Origin of the sequence: Tenacibaculum ovolyticum DSM 18103 (assembly GCF_000430545.1) — a bacterium.
Taxonomy (GTDB): Bacteria; Bacteroidota; Bacteroidia; order Flavobacteriales; family Flavobacteriaceae; genus Polaribacter; species Polaribacter ovolyticus.
This window is the reverse complement of sequence record NZ_AUMF01000027.1, coordinates 1-19,220: the sequence shown is the minus strand read 5'-3', so window position 1 is coordinate 19,220 and position 19,220 is coordinate 1. Positions and strand designations below refer to the sequence as shown.

The following is a 19,220-nucleotide window of genomic DNA, read 5'->3' as shown; positions in this document are numbered from 1 at the left end:
GTTGTTCCACCATCTAAACTGTATAAATAATTACCATTACCACTTGTTACGTTTACGGTTAATGTTCCATTTGTTCCATCATAACAAACCTCTGGTGTTACTGTAAAAGCAACTGGTGTTGGTTCTATTAATGGAATACTAACTGGTATACAATTATTTCTAGCAATCGTAATTTTAACATCATCGATAAAATTACCGACACTTATACTTCCACTTGCAGTAGATACAGCATCAAAAGCAATAACAGTTGTTGATTGACCTACTGGTACAGTATAAGTTCCTGAATATACTCCCCAAGCAGTTCTTCCGTCTGACATTGTTTCTACTACAGAAGCAGTTGCTAAATCATCTCCTATTTTAACAGTTGCTACATCTGTACCAGACCTACCTCTATGTGCTACAGACCAACTTATTACATCACCTGGTTGCGTACAATACTCTTGAAATAATGAAGATTCTAAATTTGCATTTAATTCTGCATGAGCTACTCCATCATGAGCTGGTACTCCATTAAAATTATTATACCATATTTCTATTCTATTATCACTTGCTGTAGAATCCCAACCTGGAACATTGTTTTCATTATATATTCTAAAAGTTCTTCCTGTTCTAGCAGGTAATTCAAAACTTCCATTTTCAAATAAATTTGAAGTACAACCGCATTCATTACAATTTCTACTATCACGAATCATAACAATATAATCAGTAGCTCTTGCTGGTACGTTTGAAAATATTGGAGAAGTTTGCCATGAGGCACCATTATCTATACTAAATTCATATGGAGGTACTCCACCTGATGCTACAGCTGTAATTGTACCTACTGATGGTAATACACATGTTGGTATTTGAGTTGCTGAAGCTGATAATGTTAATTCATCTGGTTGAGTTATTACTACATTTCCTAAATCTATAACACATGTTTTTCCTCCATCTGTCTCTCTAATAAATACATTATAAGTATCAGCAGCTAAACCAATTACTCTATATGGATTGTCTGATGTAGCTGACCATGTCGTTCCTCCGTCAGTCGAATATTCAAAAGTTGTTCCAACAACATTAGTTGCTCCTATTGTTATTGTTCCGTTATCTGCCCCAAAACATTCACTATCTGACCAACGATCAATACTACCTGAAAAAATATTTCCTGGTTGAACTGTAACTGGTAAATCTAATCTACAATTACCAAAGTAATTTACTCTAATTGTATGATTCCCAACTGGAGTATTAGCAAATATATTCGCATTTGCTCCTGTTTGAGGTGTTCCTCCGTCTAAAGTATAACTATATGACGCGTTAAAAGGAGTTACTGTTATTGTTCCTTCTCCTTCACAATTATATTCTATAGAATGGTTAAGTGTTGGTGCACCAGGTATCGGATCTATAACAACATCTGTTAAATTTCTTTCACATCCTCTCGCATCCTCAACTTTCACATTATAAGTACCTGACACTAATCCTGATACTGATACTCCTGTGACTGCAATGAAAGTAGCATCTGTAGAAAGTTTATAATAATAAGTATATGCTCCACTTCCTCCTGTTGGTGCTGTAAAGGTTAAAGTTCCTAAAATTGTATTTCCGGCTGTATTACACTCATAATCGGTTCCGACTACATCACCACCAGTAAGTGGTGAGGGTTCTGTAATTGCTATATTAGTAATCTCATAATCACATTGATAACCTGTTTTTGATGCTCTTATTGTTATCGTATAATTAGGATTTGCTGACAAATTGTTAAATACACCTGTAGTGTTCCAAGGGCCTCCGGCTCCATTTATACTATATTCTATAGGAGAAAAACCTAAATCACTACCAACTACATTAACATTAATACTACCATCTGTCAATCCATTACATGAAATGTTAGTTGCAGTATGATTAAATTGTAATTCTGGTTCAACATTAATTGTTACTGGAGCTGAAATAGTAGTACAATTATTACTATCAACTACAACAAAGGTATAAACCCCTTCTTGACCGTTAATAACTTGATGTGTGGTGTTTGTGAAATAAGCTGTTGCAGGAATATCTGATATATTAGCATACAAAGGTGTTCCATCCTTAGACCAAATAGCAAAAGAATAAACGTCAGTTCCACTTAAAACACCTCCACCAGGATTTAAAGTTATAATTCCATTAGAAGTTCCACCTAAACAGGATATATCTTTTGTTGGTATTGCTGTTAAATTAAGTTCATCAGGTTCAGTAATAACAATATCTTCTGATGCTATACATAAAACATTAGGTACAGATACAGTTACAGTATAATTACCCCCATCATTTACATTAAAAGTAAAATCATTATTCGCAGTAGGACCTTCGGTTGCAATTATGCTTGCTCCTTGTGTTAAAACATATGTATAATCACCTGGTGCCCCACTTACTTGAGTTCTAATTTGTGCAGGTTCATTTGCACATTGCATATTAGTTGTTGTAACATTAAGAGCGATTGTTGTTTCTTGAATGTTTATTGCAGGAAATGTATAAATACATGTCGCTGTAGATCCGTTTGCTAATCGAATAGATAAATTATAATCTCCTGGTGCTGTTACTGTAAAAGTGTTACTTGTCTGAAAAGGTGCATTATATCCACCAGGGCCTGTTAAGCTATATTCATATCCATTTGGAATATTATTAATAACAATATCTGCTGAATCACCACAAATAAGGTCTTCTTTTACAATTGTAGGGTTTAATTGATCATTATAAACATTAAAATAATAAGTTTTTGGACATTGTCCATCATATAAAACATCTAGTTTATATTGACCTGCAGTTGTAAACGTTTTTGATAAATCTGTTCCTAAATCTGTCCAACTACAACCTGAATCTACATTTGCACAACCAGTTATTGTTGTTGGGTTAGGACAAGAGACTAGTTCAAACCATCTTACTGTTGTACCTGTTACACCTACAGGAGGAACTACAAAAGGTAAATTTATATCTCTAGAACCTGCATTACCACATAAATAAATTTCAGCTAGTTCAATATTATTAGGGCATGAATTTAAAACTTGATCTACAAATGGTATTAAAGGGTTTGTTACAGTGTTAAAATCGGTTACATGTACAGTTTCAGTAGTACTAACACATCCAGCTGGTGAATTATTTGGAACCGTTTTAGTAACAATATAAGTACCTCCTTGACTAACTGTTAAAATTTGATTTGTTCCTATTACAACCCCAAGGTTATTTGCATTTACCCATGAGTAAGATGCGAAACCAGCACCTGCAACTAAATCGGTATTTGCACCACATAATATTTGTGTTCTTTCAAACGTACAACCTGATGTATCTATTAAAAAGTTTGATGTACCTACAGCTCCTAAATTACATGCATCAACTCCAGAAAAACTAGGTTCATTAATAACTCTAGGTGTTCCTCCTTCATCACTATCATAGTTGGCAAATGCCTGATTCATAATTACATTAGAACAAACATCTCTTAAATCATTACAACTCGATACAACTTGTACTTTTAATTTAATTTCATATTCAGCACCGTTTTCAGTAACCATACTATCAGGAATATTAAACCTTAACTCCCCTCTAAATCCGTTTCCTATGGCAGGTGGTGTATATGTATAGTCTGCAGCTGTTAATCCAGCTGGTAATATTATATCTGACTCTATTAAATCTACATTTGTTGGAAGTAAATCTATTAATTCTGTATTTAAAGCATTATCGGTTCCTACATTTTGAAACTTTATTGAATAAAATATTTCATCACCAAAATCAACCCCCATATTTGGTGGTACCGGATTCCCTGCTGCATCTTCAATCGTTTTTATTAATTGAATTTTAGGTTCTATAATTTCAACAGCTAAAGCGTTTAAAAAGGGCCAATAAACATCTCCGCTAGTTGTAAATCGTAAACTTGCGCTTGTTTGATTATTACCAATAACACTATTCGCATTATTATTCAAATTATATAAATCAACATCAAAACCTAGTGTATTTTGACTTGTAGGAGTTCTATCAGTTAAGTAAGCATCATACTCACTAATAGAACCATTAAAAAAATTGAAGGAAGCTCTCCATTGCCAACCTAAAACAGGATCCCAAACCCACCCTAAAGTTGAAGGGTTTACAACTGGCGTAGATTGATCTATATAATTACCTCCCGTATCTTGTATTTGAAAACTATCTCCATTAATTGCACGATCTCCTTCTAAAGCAGCAACTAAAACTTTTGCCCTTACTGGTCCGACAGGAATAGTATTAAATCCTGTATAAGAAATCGTAGCATTTGTGCTACCATTTATAGTTGAAAAACCATCAAAAAGGGAAATATTTTTACTTGATAGTGTTTCATTTTCATAGATCACGACCATTGTCCATCCCGCAGCTCCCCCTAAACCATTAGGATCATTCCCTACTACAGATCTAATATTTGCACCAAAATAATCACCATTTACTCCTGTACCTAAACCGGCAACGATACTTGTTACATCACTATAACAAACATAAGGTCTTTGAGTAGCCGTACCACCTGTATAAATAGGTGCTCCAGTAATATTTCTATAGTTAACATCACCTGGTAATTTAAATTTAATTATATTAAATTGATTACTCCTAGTTTCTTGATTAGCCCATGTTTCATACGGATAAACTCCTGCCCAATACAAACCTGCATAAACAACTCTAGAACATGTAGGCAATGTTAAACCAGCTCTAGAAGATGAGAATGTTGTATTATCATTATCAACATCAATATAATCCATAAACAAATTACCATTTCCTGTATTACCATTATATGGTACGTTAGCAGAATTAGTAGCGTCAGATCTATTTAAAATATTGTTGGCAATAAAAGTAATATCTCCTCTCACATTAATACCTCCACTACCTAAACGATTTGTAAATGGTACATCTGGTCTTAAACTTTTACCAACTATTTTTTCTAAAATTGGTTTTTCTGGACGCGTATTTTTTTGAGCCTGAACTGATACCACCAGAAGTAGTAACGTTAATATAACAAGTAATTTTTTCATCATTTTTCTATGGGGATTAATTATGTATTTGGGGGTATTATAATTAATTATTTTATATGTACTATTGTTTTAATATCGTAATACGAACCATTTAAATTACTATTATACAAACTAATAGCTTCTTCTCTACTGCCAGTCTTTGCAATATATACATGCATATAACCAGTTTTAGGGTTCACAAAATATCCTGCTTCAATTCCATCATTTACTAGTTCATCTACATTTCTATCTGCTAAAGATTTTTTTGAGTTTACATAAATTTGAATATAGTAACCTGGTGTAACGCCTTGTATATTAGACATTGTTCGTACTCTTGCAGGCCCCTGTTTCTTAGGCTCTTTGTAACTATCTCCGCTACTTCCTATTGTTAATTTCTCTATATATACAGGGTCTTTTCCTCCTTTTTTTATCTTAATTGATGACTCATCGTTTTTATCATTATTCTCATACAAACGTGTTTTATCATTAAATTCATCAATTTTTTCTTCAGCATCTTCTTCTTTTGCAAATCGATCAATATATACGTAATACCATTTACCTTCTGGTTGATAAATATATTTCGCTTCTACTTTTAATCTCTTCCACTTTTCTATTAAAACTTCAGCATTTTCTTTATCTCTAAATTTATCAGCTACAATATAATACATTGTACCTCCTCCTCCTGAATAGGTAATAGTACTTTCACGCCATGGTTTATTTGACCTTCGTTTTAAAGAATTATCTTTTCCTTCTATCTGATTACTAGGCACTACTGTTTCAGTTGTTTTAACTATTTTTGGTGCTGGTTGATTTTTTAACAACCTTAGTATTTCATCTACTTTTTTATTTAAAATATCTATTGAGTCTTGTGCTGTTTGAATTTCATCAGATAAATCATTATGTTCTGGATTATCATATTCTTCTTTTCTATCTGAAGTTCTTTCAGGTAAAATGACACTAACTTTTCCTGTTCTTCTTTTTGGTCTTTCTCTTCTAAATGATTTTTTACCAAAATTATAAATTAAACCTATTTCATTGGTTGCAGCAAACTTACTCTTCTCATAACTAAAACCTATTGCAAGCTTTTCAGAAATATTTACTCCTACACCTGCCGAAATACCATATGTTTTATCATAACCTACTTTTGCCCAACCTGCTTTTGGCAAATCTAGTATTACACTACCTCCAATACTAAACTCATCTTTCCCTGGTTTTCTGGCAATAACTAAAGTCCTTAAATCTGCTCCTTCAAATATTCCTGATGCATATGTAAACTCACGAGAATACATTGCATGTGCCGAAAAAGTTTTTTCACCAAAAGAAGTAGCCATTTTGCTACTTTTTAAATTAAAATCTATTAAATTTTCAAAAAACAAACCAACATCAAACTTACCGAATGATAGTGTAACCGCTGGTTGTAACATTACAATAGGAATATCTTGAAAATTCCCTAAAAAAGAATCATCTGCATCTTGTACCAATACTCTAGCCCAATCAATACTACTTCTGCTATATAAAAAATTAAAACCAAAAGTTAAATCCATACGCTCACTCAACTGTAATCGCTGTGCATAATTAGCTATAGCGCCAAAATCTTTCATAGCACCAACTTCTTGTTGATATACAGCGAAACCAGCCCCTACGTTTTCTCTCATTTTCCCAGCATACGAAACTAAATGCAATCTCGGGTTGTCTTCAAAATCAACATTACTATTTCGTACAATAGCAGTTAACGATGTTTTATTCTCTCTTAAAGCAGAAAAAGTAGGCACCGTTAAAAAACGATTAAACTTCATAAAGTTTCGAGAACTAAAAGAATTATAGTTCTGTCCGCTATCTGAAGTTTGCCCAAACATTGTTGTAGTTAAGCTACTTAGTAAAATAAATAATATAGTTATTTTCCTTATCATATTTATTAATGTAATACTGATATTGTACCTGCTTTTATAATTTTCTCATCACGAATAATTTTATAATAAAAAGTTCGTTGACTTCCCACATTCTCTAAAGGCCAATCATTTTTATAATCAGTAGTATTTAAAATTTCTTTTCCATTTGAATTATATAACTGTATCGTTATCAAGGGCTGAAAAGCATATCTATTCGATATTCTCCATGAATCATTTTTACCATCACCATTTGGTGTTACCACATTAGGCACAATAACTAAATCATCTTGCTCTACAACTTCAATTGTTTTCTCTACGGCACAGCTACCAACTGTAGCTACGACTGTATAAAAACCCAATGCATCTACATCTAACGTTTCGTTTGTTGATAAAATTGTGCCACTAGCACCTTCTCCTTGATACCATATATATGAATCTGCTCCTGAAGCAGTTACAGTAACTGTTTCTCCTTCATCCATTACAACTTTTTCTGACGGAGTTACTATAACGATTGATGCATCAAACAAAACAACGTTTATTGGGTCAAGTATTTTTTCACATCCTAAACCTGACATTTTCAACACATAACTACCTATTTCATCTACAACAAAATCTTTAACATCTGTTGCTAAAGGTGTTGTATCTCCATCTTTAAACCACTCATATGTATAACCAGGAATCAACGCATCAATTGTATACGTTATTCCTCCTGTATTTGGACATAATGAATTTGAATTGGGCAAAGATGTAACGACAGGTAATGCTCCTATTAATTTAATATTTAAACTAGCACTAGGTGTATTATCTTTTGTATTTCCTTTAACAGCACCCACACCACAAGAGCTTATTTCTAAATCATATTTACCATTTTCTAAATAAGAGTTTACAGCATGTTCATCTGTAACTTCTCCTGAAATAGCAACATCATCTTTATACCATTGATACTCAATTAACACTGGAGTACCTGCGCTAATTTGCGCATTTGTTAAATCGTATTTCTCATTATCTGAACCAATTGCTTTTATACCAACTATAGATAATTTAGCCGAAGATGATTCACATTCAGTATAACTTGTTCCCGTACCAATTACAGCCTCAAAAGAAATAGCGGCTAACAATGTTGTTTTTTCAGAATCAACAATATCAGGACATGATCCTGATGATGCTTTGGTTACTCTAGCAAAATACACTCCTGGCTCTACGGCAAAAATAGTAGGTTGATTTTGCCCTAATATAGCTTCCTCATCTTTATACCACTGAACAGTTCCTCCACTAGGCACATCACTTATTCCAAGTTCCCTAGTTTCACATGGCAACAGTATACTTTTACCAGGATTTAGTGTTGTAATCGTAAAACTAGCCGTTGTTTTTTGTTTTAACTCAACCTCATTTGAAGTGGTTATACAGTCATCTGCCCCTGTACCTGTTTTTATTTTTAAAACATATTTACCAAACTGACCTGCATCCGGTGTGGTATATTCATTAGAATTTGAAGATTGTTTTAACTCACCATCTAAATACCACTCATATATATATGACGCATTACTAACTGATGCTTCAAAAGTATGTGCATCATCTCCACAAATTTCAACAATCGCATTTCCTTTAATTTGTGAATCAGCATTACTAATACCTGAAACAATAGCATGAACAGACTCTACATTAGGGCATGCCCCATAATCTATAATCACAAAATAATCTCCCGATTCAGTTATTGTAAATTTAGGCTCTGTTGTTGTATCTAAAAGAATATCAACCGCACCATCTTCCTTATACCATAAATATTCTCCAACAACAGTAGTATTTAAAAACAATTCCCGACTCTCTCCTACACACAAGCTAAAACGATCTCTACCACTACTATCTGTTAAAAACAACTCAGACGCATTAAACATATTCTCATAAGCCTCAAAAGAATCAGAAACAGACTCCCTTACAGGCGATGTTGTACGAACACGTATTTTATAATTTTTACCAAAAGTACTTGCCGGTAATTTAAAACCTACATCTTCTATATTAAAACTCGAATTAAGTGTAGGGTCTGTTAATGTTGTTAACAAAACTGCAGGATCTCCAAAAACACCACTAGCATCTGACAACTCTATAATAAAATGATTATCATTATTAAAAGCTGTTGTATTAAATTTGATATTAATAAAAAAATCTACAGATACCGGTCCATTATCACAAGCAGAGTTACCAAACTGTAAAACAGGTGGTTCTAAAGTCTGTGCGACCGATATATATTGAACACAAAAAAGAAGTACAGCTATAAGTACTTGTACGCTTCTTGTTATTTTATTCATTTAAGAGAATTCTTTAGAGGTGCTAAAAGTACACTTTTTTTTTGAAAAATTAACATATTGCATTAATTAATTAAGGTAATATACAAAAAACTAATCACCTACACAACCACCAATAACAACCACCAATAACAAACACCATAGCTTCATAAGATTATATATTCATGAACTAACAATAACATAAATATACCGTATATTTGTTGTCCTTTTCAACCTTTAAATATGACACAAAAAATCACCATAGCTATAGATGGTTTTTCTTCTACAGGAAAGAGCACTATAGCAAAACAATTAGCAGAAAAACTAGGATACATTTATGTAGATACTGGCGCAATGTATAGAGCTGTTACACTATATGCAATACAACAAAAATATATTTCAGATACTCACTTTACTCCTAAAGAGTTAATTAACGATCTACAAAAAATTTCACTTTCTTTTGTTTTTAACGAGAAAGTAGGTTTTGCCGAAATGTATTTAAATAACACCAATGTTGAAACAGCTATTAGAACCATTGAGGTCTCACGACTAGTAAGCAAAATCGCTACGGTTTCAGAAGTTCGTAAAAAATTAGTGAGCGAACAGCAAGAAATGGGAAAAAACAAAGGTATTGTTATGGATGGCCGTGATATTGGTACTGTTGTTTTCCCTGATGCTGAATTAAAATTATTTATGACAGCTTCTGCTGATAAACGCGCTACTCGTAGGTACAAAGAATTATTAGATCGTGGAGACAACGTAAAGTACGAAGAAATACTACATAATGTTCAAGAACGCGATAGAGTAGATTCTACTAGAGAAGACTCTCCCCTTACTTTAACTGATGACGCTGTAGAGTTTGATAATTCTGACATGGGATTGAAAGAACAATTTGAACGCATTATGAGTTTAGTTAATATGAGATTAAAATAAAAAACTCTTTATAAAAAACAAAAAACAGCTTAAATAAGCTGTTTTTTGTTTTTTATAAAGAAAGACTTCACATTTGACGAGAATCTTATATTTAAAAAATATTTTATTTATTCTTCAAATTTTGAATTCTCAGAGTATGTGCGCCATTTAACTAAACACGCTTCTATATCAGCAGGAACTTCAGAATTAAACTGCATAAACTCACCAGTAGTTGGATGCGTAAACCCTAATGTTTTTGCATGTAAAGCTTGCCTAGGTAATACTTTAAAACAATTTTGTACAAATTGCTTGTACTTAGTAAAAGTTGTTCCTTTTAAAATATCGTCTCCTCCATAACGCTCATCATTAAAAAGTGTATGCCCAATAGATTTAAAGTGCGCTCTAATTTGATGTGTTCTACCCGTTTCTAATTTACACTCTACTAATGTAACATATGTTAAACGTTCTAAAACTTTATAATGCGTTACTGCATGCTTACCATAATCTCCATCAGGAAAAACAGCCATTTGCAAACGATTATTAAAACTACGTCCAATATTACCTTCAATTGTACCTGTATCTTCTTTAACATCACCCCAAACCAATGCGTAATACAAACGCTCTGTAGTTCTATCAAAAAATTGTTTCGACAAATGAGACATCGCAAATTCTGTTTTTGCAACAACTAACAAACCACTAGTATCTTTATCAATACGATGCACCAAACCTGGTCGTTCATTTGAGTTTTTAGGTAAATTTTCAATATGATAAATTAATCCATTAACCAATGTTCCTGAATAATTTCCATGACCTGGATGCACCACCATGCCAGCAGCTTTGTTAACAACAATCACATCATCATCTTCATACACTATATCTATTGGCAAATCTTCTGCTACTAATAAATTTTCAGCTGGGGGATATGCCAAAACTACACGAACAACATCTTTAGGCTTTACTTTATAGTTCGGTTTTACAACCACCTCATTTACTAAAACATTTCCTGCTTTGGCTGCTTGTTGAATTTTACTTCTAGTTGAATTTTCAATAAAATTCATTAGAAATTTATCAACCCTTAAAGGTTCTTGACCATCTGTTGCTACAAACCTATGATGTTCGTATAAATCGTCGTTCCCTACTTCTAAATTTGTATCTTCCTGCATTAATCAATTATATAAATTAGTTACCATCTCCTAAAACTAGGTTAATGATTGTTTTCTTTGGTAATTTTGTTCCTGGAGTAATTACTTTTCCTTTATGTTTTAATCCTCTAACGACATTCTTACCAATATCTTTTACCCATGTTATTTTTTTTCCGACTATAAAACCTTGAGATCGTAAATGTGTTGTCGCTTGCCTTTTTGTTCTTCCGTTTAAATTAGGAATTTCAATATCTCTATATTTAGATGGATTTAAAGTTAAGTATAGTTTACGTTTTTCTTTTACAAAACCTCCTACTTCAGGATCTTGCTCTATAACTGATTTCTTTGGATAATCAGGATTATAGGTTGCACTATCAATTATGATAAAATCTAAATTAAGTGCATCTAATTTTGCTTCTACTTCTGCCAATGACATTTTATGCAAATTAGGTACTTGTATTTTTTGATCATGATTTGTTGTTACTCCCAACCACCATTGCAATATAAACACAACAAGAAATAACGAAACAATCGCAATTCCTATTTGCATAAAAAAAGTTTTGCTCTTTATAAATTGAAATAAATTTTTAGGTTTTTTAGAAAAAGTATTCATATTATTTTTTTTGTAAGATGGCGCAAATTTACAGTAAAAATATTACTATTTTTAACTCGTGAACTCATAAACGAGTTTTTTTGGTAAATTTGTATATTTTTAAATAAATTATTACACAATATAAAACAATTCAAAAGCTTTAAAGTGAAAAAAAACATAGCTATAATTATGGGAGGATACTCTTCTGAAGTAGAGATATCTTTAAAAAGTGGTTCGGTAGTTTATAAATATCTTAACAAAGAAAAATACAATCCTTATAAAATTCATATTTTAAATGATAAATGGGTACTTGTTGACAATAACAACGATGAATACGCTATAAACAAACATGATTTTTCAGTTAAAGTAAAAGATAAAATAATACTTTTTGATTGTGTTTTTAATGCTATTCATGGTATACCTGGTGAAAATGGAGCTATTCTAGCTTATTTTGATTTAATTGGACTTAAACACACCTCTGCTCCTTTTTATCAAATGGCATTAACTTCTAACAAACGTGATACTTTAAGTGTTGTAAAAGAATATGGTATTTCTACTGCTAAATCTGTATATTTAAACAAAGGCGATTTCGTTAATACCAATAAAATTATTGAGAAAGTTGGCTTACCTTGTTTTGTAAAACCAAACAATGCAGGGTCTAGTTTCGGTATTTCGAAAGTTCACACAGAACAAGAATTAATTCCTGCACTAGAAACAGCATATAAAGAAGATTCTGAAATACTAATTGAAAGTTTTTTAGACGGAACAGAAGTTTCTATAGGTGTTATCCAATATAAAGGAGAAGTTGTTGTTTTACCTATTACAGAAATTGTTTCTGAAAATGATTTTTTTGATTATGAAGCTAAGTACGAGGGAAAATCGCAAGAAATTACACCTGCCCGTATCTCTAATATTCAAGAAAAAAAAGTAACCGAAATAGCAAAACGTATATATAAAATTTTAAATATGAGTGGTTTTTCTCGTTCAGAATATATTTTTGTAAACGACGAGCCACATTTTTTAGAAATGAACACCGTTCCAGGCTTAACAGAAGCAAGTATTTTACCACAACAAGCAAATTGCGCAGGTATTTCTTTGCCTGACTTATTTAGTAACGCAATTGAATCTGCCTTAAACAACTAAACTTATGAAAAAAGCAATTTTCCCAGGATCTTTTGATCCAATAACATTAGGTCATGTAGATATTATTGAACGTGGTATTACTTTATTCGATGAATTAGTAATAGCTATTGGTGTAAACTCAGATAAAAAATATATGTTTTCTTTGGTGGAACGTAAGCGATTTATCGAAGAAACCTTTAAACATCAGCCAAAAATAAAAGTTGTTATGTACAGTGGTTTAACTGTAAATTTTTGCAAAGAAGAAAATGCACAATTTATTTTAAGAGGTTTACGAAATCCGGCTGATTTTGAATTTGAAAAAGCAATAGCACACACCAACCGTAAACTTTCAGAGATAGAAACCGTTTTTTTACTAACTTCTTCAGGAAAAAGTTATATTTCATCGTCAATAGTCCGTGATGTTATTAGAAACAATGGTGACTACACAGGCTTAGTTCCTAATGCTGTAAGAATATAACTTACATGAAAAAAATAATAGCAATACTTATTTTTAGTAGTATAATTGCTTGCAAACAAACTTCTAAAACTAATAACAAAAATTTTACTACTTTATTTGAAAAATCTAATGGTACAGAAACACCAGAATACAATGATGTTATTTCTTTCTACAAAGATTTAGCTCAAACTTATAATGAAATTTCTTTATTTGAAATTGGAGATACTGATTCAGGAAAACCACTTCATTTAGCTGTTTTTAACAGCAATGGTAGTATTGATTTAAAAGACTTAAAACATTCTTTAAAAAATAGAGTTTTAATCAATAATGGTATTCATCCTGGAGAATCAGACGGAATTGATGCTTCTATGCTACTTTTACGCGATATTGCACAAAACGACTCATTAAAAAATACTTATAAAAATTCTTTGATTTGCGTAATCCCTGTTTACAATATTGGTGGAGCTTTAAATAGAAACTCACATACAAGAGCTAATCAGAATGGGCCAAAAGAATATGGTTTTAGAGGGAATGCAAGAAACTTCGATTTGAACCGTGACTTTATAAAACAAGACACTAAAAATGCTGCTTCTTTTGCCAAAATTTTTCATGCTATAAACCCTGATGTTTTTATTGATAATCATGTAAGTAACGGTGCTGATTACCAATACGCCATTACACATTTATTTACACAACATAATAAACTAGGTGGTAAACTTGGTCGCTTTTTAGAAACTGACATGCGTCCTCAAATAGAAAAGTCATTAGCTAAAAAAGGAATACCAATTACTCCTTATGTAAACGTTTGGGGGAGTACACCTGAAAAAGGATGGGCACAATTTTTCGATTCACCAAGATACTCAACAGGTTACACTACCCTATTTAATACATTAGGTTTAATGGTTGAAACACACATGTTAAAACCTTATAAAATTAGGGTTGAGCAAACTTATGAACTATTACTTTCTACATTAGATTTTTCTGAAATCAATTCTTCAAAAATTAAAGATTTAAGAAAAAAGAATATTGAAAAACTATTACATCAGAAAACATACCCAATTACTTTTAAGGCAGACAAAGAGAAACCAAGCCTATTAAATTTTAAAGGGTATGAAGGTCGTTATGTTAATAGTAAAGTAACCAATGGTAAACGTTTATTTTATGACAAATCGAAACCTTATAACAAAGAAGTTTCTTACTATAATAATTTTAATATAACTAAAGAAATAACAATACCAAAAGCATATATTTTACAACAAGGTTGGCACAGAGTTATTGAAAAACTTAAAAATAACAACATTGATTTTACTTCTTTCAAAAACGATACGACTTTAACTGTAGATGTTCAACATATAAACACTTTTAAAACTCGTAAAACAGCTTATGAAGGTCATTATTTACATTATAACACTACCGTTAAAAAAACTAAAAAAACAATTCATTTTAAAAAAGGAGATATCTACATTCCAACACAACAAGACGGAATTAGGTATATTATTGAAACTTTAGAAGCTGAAGCTACGGACTCCTTTTTTAATTGGAACTTTTTTGACACTATACTACAACAAAAAGAAGGTTTTTCAGCTTATGTTTTTGAAGATGTTGCTGCTCAATTTTTAAAAGATAACCCTAAAATAAAAGAAGAACTTAAAGAAAAAATAAGAACAGATAAAAGCTTCGAAAAAAATGCATATGCACAATTGAATTATATTTATAAAAAAACGCCTTATTACGAAGACTCACACACTAAATTACCGATTTTTAAAAAATACTAAACTAATATTAACATTTTTACAAGTTTTAACACATTTCTTATATTTCTATTTTATATTTTTGCTTTTCCTTAGGAAAACAATTTAATGAATAAAAAAGAGTCTATAAAATCTGTTTGTGACCAAAAAAATTTCGAAGAAATTTTCAACAAACATTCGCAAACTCTACGAAATTACATTTATTATAAATGTGGTAATACTCAGCAAGCCGAAGATATTGTTCAGGAATCTTATATAAAACTTTGGGATAATTGTGCTAAAATTATATTTGAAAAATCTAAATCGTTTTTATATACAGTTGCCAATAATCGTTTTTTTAACGAAGCTGCTCATAAAAAAGTTATTTTAAATCATCAAAAAAGAACTCCCTCACTTGATAAAACAAACGAAACTCCAGAATTTATTTTAGAAGAAAAAGAATTTTACCATAAATTAAAAAAAACAATTGCCGATTTACCTGAAAAACAACGGGAAGTTTTTTTATTAAGTAGAATAGATAAAAAAAAATATGCTGAAATTGCTGAAATCGTAGGCATATCTGTAAAGGCAGTTGAGAAGAGAATGAGTAAAGCGTTACTAACTCTTAAAGAAAAAATAGGAAACGTTTAGTTTAAAATAAATAAAGTAGGGTAATTAGCATTATAATTGTTCTTATATAGTATAGATAAATTGAAAATGAAAAAAATTTATAACGATGATACTTTTTTAGCTAGATGGATTGAAAATGATCTATCTACAGAAGAATCTGAGCAATTTCAGAAATCTGAAGCATATCATCAATTTAATAAAATTAATGAAGCCTCTCAGTTTTTAAAAGCTCCAGATTATAACAAATCCGATACGTTTCAAAAAATAATTAAAAATACTTACCAAAAGAAAGAATCAACAAAAGTTATAAAACTTATACCTAAATGGTTATATGGTGCTGTAGCATCTATAGCATTACTTTTTAGTCTTTTTTATTTTAACAATACTACTTCTAAATTCTCTACAGAATATGGAGAACTTATAAGTGTTAAATTACCTGATAATTCTATAGTTCATTTATCACCGGGTTCTCATTTAAAGTTCGATAAAAAAAATTGGGAGCAGAACAGGAACTTATTTTTAACAGGAGAAGCTTATTTTGAAGTAAAAAAAGGAAAATCATTTACCGTAAATACCTCAGAAGGTAACATTGTTGTTTTAGGTACAAAATTCACAGTAAATACTTCAAAAAATTTTCTTGAAGTACAATGCTATGAAGGAAGAGTAAAAGTTAATTCAAACAATGACGATGAATCTTTTTTAACTAAAGGTAAAGCTTTTAGAGCATACGCTAACAAAAGTGAAAGCTGGAATTTTTCAAAAGAGACTCCTTCTTGGTTAAATGGAGAGAGTGATTTTAATAACATGCCTCTTAGTCAAGTTATTATTTCTCTAGAAAAAAACTATAATTTAAAATTTAATACAAAAAACATTAATCTTGATAAACGATTTACAGGTACTTTTACACATAAAAATGTTAACATAGCATTAAAAACTGTTTTTGCACCTTTAAAAATTTCGTTTAAATTAGCAAAAAACAATTCTGTTACGCTAATATCTAGTTAATGAATAAAAAATTAAGTATAATTTTATATATATGCTTTGTAATGTCTGTTTTTTCTCAGGAAAAAATAGACATTATTTTTTCTAACACTCAAATTTTAGATGTTTTAAAAAAAACAGAATCTGACTTTAAAATTAAATTTTCTTTTGACTCAAACATAATTAAACAAATAGTATTCTCCTTCGTACGAAAAGAATGTTCACTTGATCAACTTATTACTGAAATAGAAAACAAAACCTCACTTAAATTCAATAAAATTAATAGTAGATATTATTTTATAACAAATCAAAAAAAAAATAAGGGTTTTAATCTTTTAAAAGAAGTACTAATAACCAATTATGTTACCTCTGGTATTAATAAGAATAAAAATGGTTCTGTTTCAATTCTCCCTCAACAACTTGGTGTACTTCCAGGCTTAACAGAGCCTGATGTTTTAGAAAGTTTAAAAATAATTCCAGGAGTACAAAGCCCTGACGAAACAGCTTCAGGTATTTATATAAGAGGAGGTACTCCTGATCAAAATTTAATTTTTTGGGACGGAATAAAAATGTATTACTCTGGACACTTTTTTGGAAGTCTATCTGCTTTTAACCCATACACAGCTAAAAAAGTAACTTTATCTAAAAGTGGAACACAAGCTCGTTACGGAAATAAAGTATCTGGTGTAATAGATATAATAACCGAAGAAAATATTCCTAAAAAAACAACAGGGGGCTTCGGTTTCAATATGACGCATGCAGATGCACATATTAGGGTCCCTCTATCTAAAAAAATTGCACTCACCGCATCTTTTAGACGTTCTTTTACAGATCTAATTAACTCAATTACTTTCAGTAAATTATCTCGAAGAGTATTTCAAACATTTAATGCAAATCAAGAAAGAAATATAATTACAAATAATATTTATTTTAGCAGAGATAATAGTTTCTATTTTGCCGATTATTCTGCAAAACTAATAATTAAACCTAATGCTGGAGAAATCTTATCATTTAGTTTCCTAAACACAAAAAATAAATTATCAAATAATTTTATAATACCAAGATACAAAGACGTTTATCAAGATAATCTAGACATAAAAAATATCGGTTTTAGTTTTTTATGGAAAAAGAAAATAAATAAAAAATTAGAACACAATTTTAAATTTTATTATTCAAATTTTAAATTAAATTATTACGCTGAATATAATTACAGAAATGACCTTTTTATTCGTGAATCAACAAAAACAAATTCAGTAAAAGATATTGGTTTAACTTATAACTTAAATTATAAAGCTAATGATAGAACTAATTTTTTATTAGGTTATGATTTTTTATCAAACGAGGCTCAGTACGTTTTAAGATACAAAGAAGATGATAATTACAATAACAAAAAAACAAACTCACTTCAACAAGATAAAGGAACTAATAATACACGTTCATTCTTCGCTGAATGTATTTATGACACTAATAGTTGGAAAATAAATACGGGTTTAAGATTTAATTATTTTGATAAGATAAATAGATCGGTAATTGAGCCCCGTTTATATATAGAAGCTAAAATTAGTAACAGCATCAGTTTTAAAGCTTCTTTAGAGCAAAAACATCAAACACTTAGTCAAATTATAGAATTTCAATCATCTCGTTTAGGTTTTGATTTAGAAAATCAAGTTTGGGCTCAAGTAAACAACGAAAGCGTACCTCTTCAAGAAAGTTTTCAAATTTCATCTGGGTTAATTTTTAATAAGAATAAATGGAAAATTGATATTGAGCCTTATTTAAAAAAGATAAATGGAATGACATCTAAAACAGCTGGCTATAATGATCAGACAAATGATTTCTCTAGAGGTAAGGGGGAAATTTTTGGAATTGATTTCCTTATTAATAAAAAAATTGGAAACTACAGAACATGGATAAATTATTCTTTTACTAAAAATAAATTTAAATTTCTAGATCTAGAAAACAAGTTTTTTCCCGCGAATCATGATATCACAAATTACTTTTCATGGTCACATGCTTTTAAATTTAATAATTATGAATTTTCATTAGGGTGGATAAATAGGACAGGTAACCCATATACAGCAATTCATGAATTCAAAATTAATCCAGACACTGGTGCCCCAACTATTTTTTTAGATACTGATAATATAAATGCTAACCGCCTTCCGAAATACCATCGTTTAGATGGTTCTGTAACTTATTCTTTTGATTTATCAAATGAATGGAAAGGCAAATTAGGTTTTTCGATTTTAAATATTTATAATAAAAAAAATATTTTAAGTAGAACTTATACAGCCGAACCCACACTAAATGATAATAATGAAATAGCTTATGAGCTAAAAAAAATTGATAGAATATCTTTAGGAATTACTCCAAATTTAGTTTTCAGAGTTAGTTTCTAAAAAAAACCTTCACAATATTACACTGCCCCCAAAAAGTTAGACACTATTTGGGGGTATTTTTATGGGCAGAAAAGTCAAGTATGATTATGCATTTAAACTTGAATGTGTAAA

General features: G+C 30.7%; 11 protein-coding genes and 1 pseudogene. 7 read left to right on the top strand and 5 right to left on the bottom strand.

Annotated features, from left to right (window positions below):
• From H518_RS19615 to H518_RS0109710, 3 genes and pseudogenes are all read right to left on the bottom strand, one after another.
• Positions 1 to 4,997 (bottom strand): annotated as a pseudogene (locus H518_RS19615) (SprB repeat-containing protein); the annotation flags it as partial.
• A 44-nt stretch (positions 4,998 to 5,041) separates the two neighbouring features.
• Positions 5,042 to 6,883, bottom strand: coding sequence for a PorP/SprF family type IX secretion system membrane protein (locus H518_RS0109715; RefSeq protein WP_081411177.1), 1,842 nt, complete (start codon positions 6,881 to 6,883; stop codon positions 5,042 to 5,044).
• A gap of 5 nt (positions 6,884 to 6,888) precedes the next feature.
• A complete protein-coding gene (locus tag H518_RS0109710; RefSeq protein ID WP_028888876.1) occupies positions 6,889 to 9,168 on the bottom strand; it encodes a T9SS type B sorting domain-containing protein in 2,280 nt (759 codons plus the stop codon).
• Between the two features lie 219 nt (positions 9,169 to 9,387).
• Here H518_RS0109710 and cmk point away from each other — a divergent pair, with 219 nt between their 5' ends.
• Positions 9,388 to 10,077 (top strand): (d)CMP kinase, encoded by a 690-nt coding sequence (gene cmk / locus H518_RS0109705; protein ID WP_028888875.1) that lies wholly within the window; start codon positions 9,388 to 9,390, stop codon positions 10,075 to 10,077.
• Positions 10,078 to 10,184: 107 nt separating this feature from the next.
• On the opposite strand, the gene H518_RS0109700 is transcribed toward cmk, so the two are convergent.
• Both H518_RS0109700 and H518_RS0109695 read right to left on the bottom strand, forming a co-directional pair.
• Positions 10,185 to 11,219, bottom strand: a complete 1,035-nt coding sequence (locus H518_RS0109700) for an RluA family pseudouridine synthase (protein WP_028888874.1) — start codon at positions 11,217 to 11,219, stop codon at positions 10,185 to 10,187.
• Positions 11,220 to 11,235: 16 nt separating this feature from the next.
• Positions 11,236 to 11,748: a PASTA domain-containing protein gene (locus H518_RS0109695; protein ID WP_231891921.1), complete on the bottom strand. Its 513-nt coding sequence runs from the start codon at positions 11,746 to 11,748 to the stop codon at positions 11,236 to 11,238.
• Between the two features lie 207 nt (positions 11,749 to 11,955).
• On the opposite strand from H518_RS0109695, the gene H518_RS0109690 reads away from it, so the two are divergent.
• The 6 genes from H518_RS0109690 (at position 11,956) to H518_RS0109665 (ending at position 19,109) form a co-directional block, all read left to right on the top strand.
• Positions 11,956 to 12,933 carry a D-alanine--D-alanine ligase gene (locus H518_RS0109690; RefSeq protein WP_028888872.1) on the top strand — a complete coding sequence of 326 codons (978 nt, stop codon included), beginning with the start codon at positions 11,956 to 11,958 and terminating at the stop codon, positions 12,931 to 12,933.
• A gap of 4 nt (positions 12,934 to 12,937) precedes the next feature.
• Positions 12,938 to 13,390: a pantetheine-phosphate adenylyltransferase gene (coaD, locus tag H518_RS0109685; RefSeq protein WP_028888871.1), complete on the top strand. Its 453-nt coding sequence runs from the start codon at positions 12,938 to 12,940 to the stop codon at positions 13,388 to 13,390.
• Between the two features lie 5 nt (positions 13,391 to 13,395).
• On the top strand, positions 13,396 to 15,144 hold the full coding sequence (locus H518_RS0109680; RefSeq protein ID WP_028888870.1) for a M14 family metallopeptidase: 1,749 nt from the start codon (positions 13,396 to 13,398) through the stop codon (positions 15,142 to 15,144).
• Between the two features lie 84 nt (positions 15,145 to 15,228).
• Entirely contained in the window at positions 15,229 to 15,750 is a 522-nt protein-coding gene (locus tag H518_RS0109675; RefSeq protein WP_028888869.1) for an RNA polymerase sigma factor, read from the top strand.
• Positions 15,751 to 15,816: 66 nt separating this feature from the next.
• The gene (locus tag H518_RS0109670) at positions 15,817 to 16,734 is read left to right on the top strand and encodes a FecR family protein (RefSeq protein WP_028888868.1); all 918 of its coding nucleotides are present in this window, start codon (positions 15,817 to 15,819) and stop codon (positions 16,732 to 16,734) included.
• Entirely contained in the window at positions 16,734 to 19,109 is a 2,376-nt protein-coding gene (locus H518_RS0109665) for a TonB-dependent receptor plug domain-containing protein (RefSeq protein WP_028888867.1), read from the top strand. Before H518_RS0109670 ends, H518_RS0109665 begins: the two co-directional genes overlap by 1 nt.
• Positions 19,110 to 19,220 lie beyond the last annotated feature (111 nt).

Bases quoted from the DNA above. Each gene is read 5' to 3' on its own strand.
- H518_RS0109680 (WP_028888870.1), top strand. From the start codon at position 13,396: ATGAAAAAAATAATAGCAATACTTATTTTTAGTAGTATAATTGCTTGC.
- H518_RS0109700 (WP_028888874.1), bottom strand. From the start codon at position 11,219: ATGCAGGAAGATACAAATTTAGAAGTAGGGAACGACGATTTATACGAA.
- H518_RS0109675 (WP_028888869.1), top strand. From the start codon at position 15,229: ATGAATAAAAAAGAGTCTATAAAATCTGTTTGTGACCAAAAAAATTTC.
- H518_RS0109715 (WP_081411177.1), bottom strand. From the start codon at position 6,883: ATGATAAGGAAAATAACTATATTATTTATTTTACTAAGTAGCTTAACT.
- H518_RS0109665 (WP_028888867.1), top strand. From the start codon at position 16,734: ATGAATAAAAAATTAAGTATAATTTTATATATATGCTTTGTAATGTCT.
- H518_RS0109710 (WP_028888876.1), bottom strand. From the start codon at position 9,168: ATGAATAAAATAACAAGAAGCGTACAAGTACTTATAGCTGTACTTCTT.
- H518_RS0109670 (WP_028888868.1), top strand. From the start codon at position 15,817: ATGAAAAAAATTTATAACGATGATACTTTTTTAGCTAGATGGATTGAA.
- coaD (WP_028888871.1), top strand. From the start codon at position 12,938: ATGAAAAAAGCAATTTTCCCAGGATCTTTTGATCCAATAACATTAGGT.
- cmk (WP_028888875.1), top strand. From the start codon at position 9,388: ATGACACAAAAAATCACCATAGCTATAGATGGTTTTTCTTCTACAGGA.
- H518_RS0109695 (WP_231891921.1), bottom strand. From the start codon at position 11,748: ATGCAAATAGGAATTGCGATTGTTTCGTTATTTCTTGTTGTGTTTATA.